Origin of the sequence: Marinospirillum insulare DSM 21763 (genome assembly GCF_000686905.1) — a bacterium.
GTDB lineage: Bacteria > Pseudomonadota > Gammaproteobacteria > Pseudomonadales > Halomonadaceae > Marinospirillum > Marinospirillum insulare.
In genome coordinates this window covers 25,328-34,812 of record NZ_JMLW01000026.1, presented here as the reverse complement: position 1 = coordinate 34,812, position 9,485 = coordinate 25,328, and the positions used below count along the sequence as shown (strand labels likewise).

At 43.0% G+C, this 9,485-nt stretch carries 7 protein-coding genes; all 7 read left to right on the top strand.

Annotation, left to right across the window (positions count from 1 at the left end; translation table 11 throughout):
- Positions 1-192 precede the first annotated feature (192 nt).
- From BP27_RS0110805 to BP27_RS0110775, 7 genes are read left to right on the top strand one after another with little or no spacing between them, the layout of a single operon-like run.
- Entirely contained in the window at positions 193-2,115 is a 1,923-nt protein-coding gene (locus BP27_RS0110805; RefSeq protein WP_245597840.1) for a methyl-accepting chemotaxis protein, read from the top strand.
- Positions 2,112-3,194: a chemotaxis-specific protein-glutamate methyltransferase CheB gene (cheB, locus tag BP27_RS0110800; protein WP_027851567.1), complete on the top strand. Its 1,083-nt coding sequence runs from the start codon at positions 2,112-2,114 to the stop codon at positions 3,192-3,194. The genes BP27_RS0110805 and cheB overlap by 4 nt, the downstream gene beginning before the upstream one ends.
- On the top strand, positions 3,191-4,660 hold the full coding sequence (locus BP27_RS0110795) for a CheR family methyltransferase (protein ID WP_027851566.1): 1,470 nt from the start codon (positions 3,191-3,193) through the stop codon (positions 4,658-4,660). The genes cheB and BP27_RS0110795 overlap by 4 nt, the downstream gene beginning before the upstream one ends.
- A gap of 2 nt (positions 4,661-4,662) precedes the next feature.
- Positions 4,663-6,831 (top strand): hybrid sensor histidine kinase/response regulator, encoded by a 2,169-nt coding sequence (locus tag BP27_RS0110790; protein ID WP_027851565.1) that lies wholly within the window; start codon positions 4,663-4,665, stop codon positions 6,829-6,831.
- 37 nt (positions 6,832-6,868) lie between these two features.
- A complete protein-coding gene (locus BP27_RS0110785) occupies positions 6,869-7,231 on the top strand; it encodes a response regulator (RefSeq protein WP_027851564.1) in 363 nt (120 codons plus the stop codon).
- Between the two features lie 32 nt (positions 7,232-7,263).
- Positions 7,264-8,964 (top strand): diguanylate cyclase, encoded by a 1,701-nt coding sequence (locus tag BP27_RS0110780; protein ID WP_027851563.1) that lies wholly within the window; start codon positions 7,264-7,266, stop codon positions 8,962-8,964.
- On the top strand, positions 8,954-9,481 hold the full coding sequence (locus BP27_RS0110775) for a chemotaxis protein CheW (RefSeq protein WP_036240098.1): 528 nt from the start codon (positions 8,954-8,956) through the stop codon (positions 9,479-9,481). The genes BP27_RS0110780 and BP27_RS0110775 overlap by 11 nt, the downstream gene beginning before the upstream one ends.
- Positions 9,482-9,485 lie beyond the last annotated feature (4 nt).

Here is a 9,485-nt window from a genome sequence, read left to right as displayed (position 1 = left end):
GTTTTGTTTGTGTTGGAACTTACATTCTCTAAGAAACCCGACTCCTTTTCTAGTGAGCCAGATCTTTTCTACACCCTTAAATGCGAAGAGCCCTTTATCTAACCTAGTGAAAGGCTGACTATGCTGCTTTTTTGGAAGAAGCTCTCCTTACGTTTTCGAATATTTATATCCTTTGTCGTGCTTTTTGGCTTGATGACCCTTCTTACCCTGTTCATTCAAACCAGTCTTTATACTAAAAGCCGTGTTGAAAGCCTAATGCAGCAAGAGTTGCCGACTAACCTTGCCTATTTAGGTGCAGAAGTAGCTTTAGAGTTGGCGCCTAGCATTCATCTGTCGCGTAGTCTTGCTAATAATCCGTTGATAGAGCGATGGGTTAAAGAGGGTAGCCCAGATGCTGAGCTAACAGCTGTTAGCGATGAAATGGCCAAAACTTTTCAAGATTTAAGTTTTGCTTCAGTTTTCTTTGTTGTTAATGACGGCGAAGAGATTGACTACTATTATTTTTCTAATACTCTTAAAACCGCTAAATTAGTAGAGTCTAATTTTGATGATGCTTGGTATTTTGAATACTTGAATAGCATGAAGCCCTATGAACTGAACTTAGACAGCAATGAGTTCACCGGTGATAGCCTGCAAATGTTTGTGAACTATAGTGGAAGCAAAATTAACCACTTAGGCCAACCAATGATTATTGGCGGGGTTGGTTTAGATATGCAAAAGCTAGCAGATTTAATTAGTAACTACCGTTTAGGTGAGCAGGGTAGAGCGTCACTTGCTAATCACCAAGGGTTAGTTGAAGTTAATTCAAATAACTCAATTATTACTGACCTGACTACTACGCCCGAGCTAGAGTCTTTGCTAGGTCACAAGGGGCAGGTGGTTAAGCAGGTTACTTATCAAGGGCAAGAGCTATTTTTAGGTGTGGTTTGGCTAGAAGATTTACAGCGCTACCTAGTGGTTGAGGTACCCCTTAGTGAGTTTATGACACCTATAAAACAGCAGTTTTATAAATCTTTATTTTTAGGTGGGCTATTTTTATTAGCTAGTTTGATTTTGCTCTACCCCTTGGCGGTTTCTTTAAGTCGTCCTTTGGTGAAGTTTCAACAGCAGTTGAGTGATATTACCCTCAGCCTTGATTTATCAAAACGGCTAGAAACTTCAGATCAAGCTGAGCTAGGCGACCTAGCTAGTCAAATCAATAGCTTGCTAAAGCGCATAGAGCAAGCCATTAGTGGCGTGTTAGTTAGCTCTGAGGAGTTAACGAGTACAGCTACTCACTTAGCACAAACGGCTGGTTTGGTTGGACGTAATACCGATAAGCAACAAGAAGTCAGTCAGACCATGGCGGCAGCTGTTGAGCAGATGTCTTCTTCGGTGGCTGAAATCACTTCAACTATGGAAGAATTATCAGCTTCATCTACACAAATAGCCGACCATTCTCAATCAGTGGTAGAAGTGGCTAATCTCACCCTAGATAGCAGTAAGAAAGGGGCTGATGCTATGCAAAACCTTCAAGAGCGCATGGGTGATATTCATCAAGACAGCGCAAACAGTTTGCAAGAAATTATTCAACTCGGAAGTAAATCTAAAGAAATTAGTAAGGTGATGGATTTAATCAACACCCTTGCAGACCAAACCAAGCTGATTGCTTTTAACGCGGCTTTAGAAGCTTCCAGTGCTGGAGAGTCTGGCAAGCGTTTTTCTGTGGTGGCCAGTGAGATTCGTCGCTTGGCTGATAGTGTGACCGACTCGACCCATGAAATAGAAGATCGTATTCAAGAAATCCAAGACTCTATTAGTCGGTTGGTTATTACCTCAGAAAAGGGTGCGGACTCCATTCAGTTAGGTATGCAAGTCAGTTCTGAAACAGCCGAGGATTTAAACGCACTCGTTCAAGCCGCTAGCAAAACCAGTAATGCTGCCCAACAAATTTCTCTATCGACTAAGCAACAAAAAACGGCCAGTGGGCAGGTGGTGGTTGCTCTACACGATATAGCCAGTGCCAGTAGTCATAATGCCGAGTCGGTACGCAATATAACCGACGTCAGCGAGTCGATGCTTAAAATGTCGCAACAGCTTACTGAACTGGTGCATGAGTTTAAGGTTAAACGATGACTAGCACTAAAGTAATAAGAGTGCTCATTGTTGATGACTCTAGTGTTGCCAGATCAATTTTGTGTGAAATATTAAAAGACCAAGATGATATAGAGGTGATTGCCGAAGCTACTAATGGTCAGGAAGCCCTAGAGCTAGTCGAGCAACTAAGCCCAGACCTAGTCACTATGGATCTTAATATGCCGGTTATGAGTGGTTTAGAAGCCATAGAGCATATTATGCATCGTAAGGCAGTTCCCATTTTAGTGGTGAGTAGTGAAGGCGATGCAGACTTAGCTTATCAAGCCTTGTCGAATGGCGCTTTAGAGGTAATGGCTAAACCCAATTTAGATCCAGAAAAAATTGCAGAGTTTATTCATCAGATACGCCTATTATCAGGTGTACCCGTTATTACCCGTATGAAGCGTTTTAACCCAAATGAAGTGTTTAATCTAAACAGAGATCAGGTCAAATCTGTTGAAGCAAAAAAAAATGAATACCCCATTTTTGCTATCGCCTCTTCTACTGGTGGCCCTAAAGCCTTGGCTCATCTGTTAGCCGTGTTGCCAGAAAACTTTCCTGCCCCTATCTTGGTTGCTCAACATATAAGTCATGGGTTTATTGAAGGCATGGCCTATTGGCTTTCTACACTGAGCTTGCTTCCAGTTAAAGTCGCTGAAGAGGGTGAAAAGCTTATGCCTGGCAAGGTATATCTGTCGCCTTCTGAGCAGCACTTAACAGTTACTAAAACGCACCAGGTTAAATTACAAGCTAGAGACGAAAAAGATATTTACCACCCTAGTTGCGATGTCATGCTGAGCTCAGTCGCAGAAGTTTTTGGATCTGAAGCGGTAGGCATCATTATGACGGGTATGGGGCGTGATGGTACTAAGGGAATGACGGCCATTTATGAGCAGGGCGGTGTGACCTTGGCACAAGACGAGGCTAGCTCGGTTATTTATGGTATGAATGCAGAAGCCGTTAATGCTGGTGTTATTCATCGTGAGTTGCCTTTAACCTCCTTGGCAGAAGAAATGCTACGAATTTTACTCTTAAAGTCTACAGGCTACCTTGCCGCTTTACGGCGTGGTGAGTTATGACTAAGGGTGAGCTAACAAAAATTAAAGAAAAGGTATATCAACACTGTGGACTGCTTTTAGAAGGTGTAGCTGAGGAGCGTTTACGCAAAGCAATACAAGATGAAATACAAAAAAATGAATGCGCCAACTTAACTGCTTACCAGAAGCTAATTAGCCAAGACAGCCAGGCCTTTGATCAGCTAATCAATCATCTAACGGTGAATGAAACCTATTTTTTTCGTGAAGTAGAACAAATTCAATTGCTGGTCGAACACCTAGTACCGCAAATTTTAGCCAATAAAAGCCCAAACGAGCCTTTGCGTATATTAAGTGCCGGCTGTTCTTCGGGTGAAGAGCCTTATAGCCTTGCCATTGCTTTAAGAGAAGCCTTGGGGGCAGAGGTGGCTCAGCGAATACAGCTAGATGCTGGTGATTTAGACCAGAATGTTTTAAAAAAAGCACAGCAAGGGCTTTATTCAGAGTTTTCTTTTCGTGGGGTCGATCCAGCAATACGTAGGCGCTACTTTCTTCGTAAAGACAAGGGCTACCAGTTAATTCCAGAAATACGCCAAAGGGTTCGCTTTCATGAACTCAACCTCCTAGCGCCTGTTTTTCCTAAGCGATTCTATGATTACGATATTATATTCTTCCGTAATGTTTCTATTTATTTTGATCTAGAGACACGGCGGATTATTCAAAAAAAGTTTTATGAGTTAATGCCAGCGGCAGGTATTTTAATTTTAGGTAGTTCAGAAACGCTAGGGAATAACCTAGGTGTATTTGAACTGGTTGAACAGCATAACCAGTATTACTTTGTAAAGGGTCAGTCTTACCGCCCTAATAATAACTCCGCTAGCCTTGAGCTTGAACCTGAGCCAGCCGCTGTAACGCCAGCTGAATTACCTGTTTTTGAATCACCTGTTTTAACTGAACAAGAGACGGCTCCTAGTCCTAAACTTATTCTACCTGAGCTTCAAACCTTACAGCAGCTAGTGAAAGATAAAGATTACACGCGTGCTTTGCACCTGTTAGATCGCTTGTTGATGCAGGAGCCAGATAATTTCCCTGCACTTTTATTAAAAAGCTGGGTGCTACTGAATAACCAAGACTTTTTGGCAGCCGATGAACTTTTAAATAAAGCTTTTGAATTGGATGCCTGGTCGATTGATCTCCTACTAATGAAAGGCTTAAGTGCAAAATGGCAAGAAGATCAAGACTTGGCTGCTCAGTGGTTTAAAAAGGTGGTCTACACCAGCCCAGACTGCTGGCCTGCACACTATTATTTAGCCGATATCTACCGTCACCAACAACGGCTAGAAGCGGCCTCTAAGGCTTATCAAACCTTGGTAAGAATTTTAACAGCCAACCTTAATGCAGCCGATGCCACCCAATGGATACCTTTGGCATTACCTGCGGGTGATCTACTGTTTTTAAGCCAGCGACACTTGCAGAAACTAACTGCTGATTTGTATGAGAGGGAGAAATAAACATGGCTTTAGATATTAAAAAGTTTATTTCACGCTTTGTAGAAGAAGCTAAGGATCACCTAGGGCATTTAGGCAAGGGGGTTGAAGAGCTAGAACAAGGTACCGACCCAGAGCTAGTCAATAGCCTATTCCGTTCTGCGCATACCCTTAAAGGTTCTTCAAGAATGCTAAAACTTGAGCCCATTACTCAGGTTGCGCATAGTTTAGAAGACCTATTAAGTGCTTTGCGTGATGGGCGTCTAACTTGCTCTGCTGAAGTGAGTGCTTTGCTTTATCAAGCAGTAGATACCCTAACAGATCAAGTCGAGTCTTTAGAAGCTAAGAGTGAAGTAGCTGAGTTAACCGCTACTCAGGTAGCTTTTTGTAAGCAGTTAACTGCCTTAGCTGAAAACCCAGAACTGCTTAATTCAACAGCTAGCAAAAGTGCCCAAGCTGAATCAGAAGCTTCGATAGTTGAGCCGTCTGAGGCTAAGGTGGACAGCCCACCTAGTGACCAATCTAAGCCTGCTCTAAAGTCTGCAGATACAGTGCGTATTAAGCTTAGTAAGTTAGAAGAACTCATTAAGCTTATGGGTGAGCTGGTTTCTAACCATGCGGGTATGCGAGAACTAGCTGCAACAGCAAGGCAGTTAGAAAAAACAGCAGAGTCTAAACCTAATAGCCACCTGGAAATGCAGCAGTTTTCTCGCAATATTAGAGAAACAGTGCTTGCTCAAGAAGACTTAATGCAAGAGCTGCACGATAAAACACTGCAAATGCGCATGTTGCCTTTAGGGATAGTATTAGATTCGGCTTCGCGACTGGTTAGAGATATGGCACGTTCACTCGATAAACAGGTTGAGTGTCGTATTCAAGGTAGTGAAATAGAGCTAGACAGGCAAATGATTGACCAGCTAGCAGACCCTATGATTCACCTGCTACGCAATGCGCTCGACCACGGTATAGAGCAGCCAGCAGAGCGTGAAAAAAAAGGTAAGCCCAGCCGAGGTTTAATACAAATTACCGCTCGGCAAGATGCGGGTTGGGTGGTTTTAGAGATTACAGACGATGGTGCAGGTCTGTCCCTAGATGCAATTCGTGATAAGGCATTAAAAAAAGGTTTGGTCACCTCAACAGATTTAGATGAAATGAGTGATCAGGAAGTCACTGATTTAATTTTTGAGCCTGGCTTTTCTACCAGCAGCTTAATTACAGAAGTGTCGGGACGGGGTGTGGGCATGGATGTGGTTAAACGCTCTATTGTTGATGAGCTGCAAGGCGTTATTAGCTTAAAAACTCAGCTCGATAAAGGCACCTGTTTTACTTTGCGCTTACCTTTGTCTTTAGCCAAGATGCGAGTCTTAACTATCAGTGCAGCAGGGCATGAATTAGGTTTTACAGCGCAATACATAGCAGAACTACTCAGCGTGCCAGAAGCTTCACTAATTAAGGTGGCCGACCGGAATGCTGTTATAATTCGCAACGAGTTTGTACCAGTGGTAAAGTTGGCCGATTTAATTAACTTGCCAGCCACCAACCAGCCAGTTCAAAAGCCTTTAGGCGCTGCTAAAAAAGAATTGTTACTACTCGTTATACGCGTTCACACTGAAAAGCTAGCTTTAGTAATTGATGAACTACTGGATGAACGTGACTTAGTCATTAAGCAACTACCAGAACACCTACAGAGTAATACACTGATATCTGGTATGGTTACCAGCGGTCATAATCGGTTGGTTAGTTTATTGCATGTTCCTTATTTATTGGCCAAAGCGCGTAAGGTTAGAGGTACAGGAAAAAGTGAAGGCAAAGCTGCTGTAGAACAAGAGCGTAAACGCATTCTAGTGGTTGATGACTCACTGAATACCCGTGAAATTGAGCGTGATGTACTAGAGGCTTGGGGTTATCAGGTTACTTTAGCTGAACATGGTCAAGATGGTTTAGATAAAGCCCGAGCTGAAGTGTTTGATGCAGTCTTAACCGATGTGGAAATGCCAATTATGGATGGCTTTACCTTGACTGCACGTTTAAGAGAAGAAGAAAACTACCAAGATAAGCCGATTATTATTATCACTTCACGCGCTAAAGAAAGTGACCGCCGCAGAGGCATAGAAGTGGGTGCCGATGCTTACATAGTGAAAGGTAGTTTTGATCAAAACAGTTTGGTTGACACGTTAAAAATTCTATTAGATTAATAATCAAACAATTTGTACTAGGTATTAAGGAGTTAACATGCAGGTTTTAGTCGTTGATGACGATCCTCTGGCAGCTGAAATGATTGCTTTTGTGTTAGAAGATCAAGGCTATCAAGTCTACCAAGCAGAAAATGCTGTAGCAGCGCTGGAGCTATTAAATGAACAGCCTGCAATAGAATTAGTGGTTAGTGATATGAATATGCCGCTAGTCAGTGGTGTTGAGCTTTATCGGGAACTAAAATCTCAAGGGCGTAATTTACCTTTTATATTATTAACCGGTGATGATCCAGAAGCAGCCAGAGCAGAAGAACCAGCCATAGATGCTTGTTTAATGAAGGACTTTAGCATGGAAGAAACGTTGCCAGCAGCTATAGCTAAAGTGATGGCAGCCAATCGTTAATACACGCCCATAACGGGGGGAGTGACTCTTAAATGAGTAGGAACAAGCCAACATTACAAGAAAAAATAGCTAGGTTAAGAGCCAGCTTTGTCAATCAGTTACCTGCTCGTCTTGAAGAAGCACAAGAGCAGATGAAGCTATTAAAGTCTGACCCTGAAATGAATAGGGTGAGTGCTGTTGAGCTACATCGAGCCTTTCATAGTTTAAAGGGGACGGGTAAATCTTTTGGATTTATAGATTTAGCCAATGTGGCTGAGCAAGCTGAAAGCTACACTCAGCAATTGATTGATTTACCTGCTGACAAAACCCCCTCAGGTTGGCCAGACACACTGGTCGGTTTGCTGCATCAACTCGCCTCACAGGTGCAGATTCTTGCTTACGCTGACTTAGATAATAATCACCCACAGGATGCGCCTTTTTTTGATGTTGAAAAAACATCCAGCATGCAAATATCCAGTGACAGCCCGCTTATTTATATTTGCGATGATGAACCTGATCAGGTCGATCACCTAGCTAATCAGTTGCGGTGTTTTGGTTATCAAATAGAGCATTTCAATGATACCCAGTCTTTTCATAAAGCAGTGATCAATAAACGTCCAGATGCTGTCATTATGGATGTTTTCTTTCCGCACGGGCCAACGGCAGGTACTGATGAACTAGCCAGCCTAAAAGAAATAACTGGCCAGCAGCTACCTTCCATTGTTTTGTCTGGCCGAGATGACTTTGAGGCAAGGCTTAGTGCTGTTAGGGCAGGTTGTTCAGCCTACTTTGTTAAGCCTGCCAAGCCTTTAGATTTGGCGGCAGTGCTAGATGATCTAATGAATGATAAGCCAGATGAGCCCTACCGTATTCTGATAGTAGACGATGAGCCAGACGTTGCTGAATACCATGGCCTTATTTTAGAAGAGTCGGGTATGTTGGTTTACCAAACCCATAAGCCAGAAGTGATTCTTGAAACCCTGCGAACCTTTAATCCAGACTTAGTTTTGGCTGATATGTACATGCCCGTCTGTGATGGTGTAGAAATGGCTGCCATTATTAGGCAGGTACCTGAATACCTTGGCTTACCTATAGTTTTCTTATCTAGCGAAACCAATCGGAAAAAACAATTTAAAGCTATGCAGGTAGGGGTTGAGGGTTTTATTACTAAGCCCGTTATTCCTGAAGAGTTAGTTGCCTCTGTTGCGCTGCGTGCCGAGCGTATGCGTACTCTGCGCAGCCTAATGGCACGCGATAGCTTAACCGGCTTGTACAACCACACTACCACTACCGAAATGATGAATACTTCCTTGGCTCATGCGATGCGACAGCAAGAGACCTTGGCAGTGGTTATGATAGATTTAGATAAATTCAAAGCAGTGAATGATACCTATGGGCACATGGCGGGTGACCAAGTGATAGTGGCACTGGCCAGGTTATTTAAACACCGCTTAAGAACGACGGATGTTATAGGTCGTTATGGTGGTGAAGAATTTGCTTTGCTGCTTAAAAACCTAACACCAGAAAAAGCTAACCAGCTAGTTAATGAGCTGCGTGAAGACTTTTCCAAAATTATTTTTAATGCGGGTAATAAGCAGTTTAAGGTCACTTTTAGTGCGGGTATAAGTTTTTACCCTGGCAATAACCGATCTGAAGACTTGCGTATGGCAGCCGATGAGGCACTTTACAAGGCTAAAGAACAGGGGCGCAACCAAGTTGTTTTGGCTTGCGCTGGTGGAAAGCATGACGACTAGTCAATTAGAGCAGCTACTAGATGAGCGGGCTAATCAGGATCAAGAAATAGTTGATGTTGACGAGCCAATGATTAAGCTAGTTATTTTTAGACTAAGTGACCAATACTTTGCTTTTGTAGGGGCTAGTATCTTAGAAGTGCTGCCTGGCGAAGAACCCGTTCATTTTTTACCAGGTATGCCAGCTTCTGTTGAAGGCGTAATGAACGTACGGGGTGATATTGAGTCGGTCATAGGCTTGCAGGGGTTATTGCAACTAACGGCTGAAGCTAACCCAAAAGCGACTGAAAGCTCAACTATTTTGTTAGCCAAAGGTAAAGAGATGCACAGTGGACTAAGAGTCGATCAGCTTTTAGATGTAGTTGATCTGCCAGAAAGTCAAATGAAGCCACCACCCGATGCTTTGCCCGAGCAGTTGCAACCGCTAGTCACTAACTTGTTTAGTTTTAATGGCTTGGCTGTCACTCTATTAGATTTAGATGCTGTTTTTGCTGCTTGGTTGGCTGAGCAGGGGCAGTAGCTTA

What these genes read in the sequence shown, in the direction of transcription:
- BP27_RS0110805 (WP_245597840.1), top strand. Translation starts at nt 193, where the DNA reads ATGACCCTTCTTACCCTGTTCATTCAAACCAGTCTTTATACTAAAAGC.
- cheB (WP_027851567.1), top strand. Translation starts at nt 2,112, where the DNA reads ATGACTAGCACTAAAGTAATAAGAGTGCTCATTGTTGATGACTCTAGT.
- BP27_RS0110795 (WP_027851566.1), top strand. Translation starts at nt 3,191, where the DNA reads ATGACTAAGGGTGAGCTAACAAAAATTAAAGAAAAGGTATATCAACAC.
- BP27_RS0110790 (WP_027851565.1), top strand. Translation starts at nt 4,663, where the DNA reads ATGGCTTTAGATATTAAAAAGTTTATTTCACGCTTTGTAGAAGAAGCT.
- BP27_RS0110785 (WP_027851564.1), top strand. Translation starts at nt 6,869, where the DNA reads ATGCAGGTTTTAGTCGTTGATGACGATCCTCTGGCAGCTGAAATGATT.
- BP27_RS0110780 (WP_027851563.1), top strand. Translation starts at nt 7,264, where the DNA reads ATGAGTAGGAACAAGCCAACATTACAAGAAAAAATAGCTAGGTTAAGA.
- BP27_RS0110775 (WP_036240098.1), top strand. Translation starts at nt 8,954, where the DNA reads ATGACGACTAGTCAATTAGAGCAGCTACTAGATGAGCGGGCTAATCAG.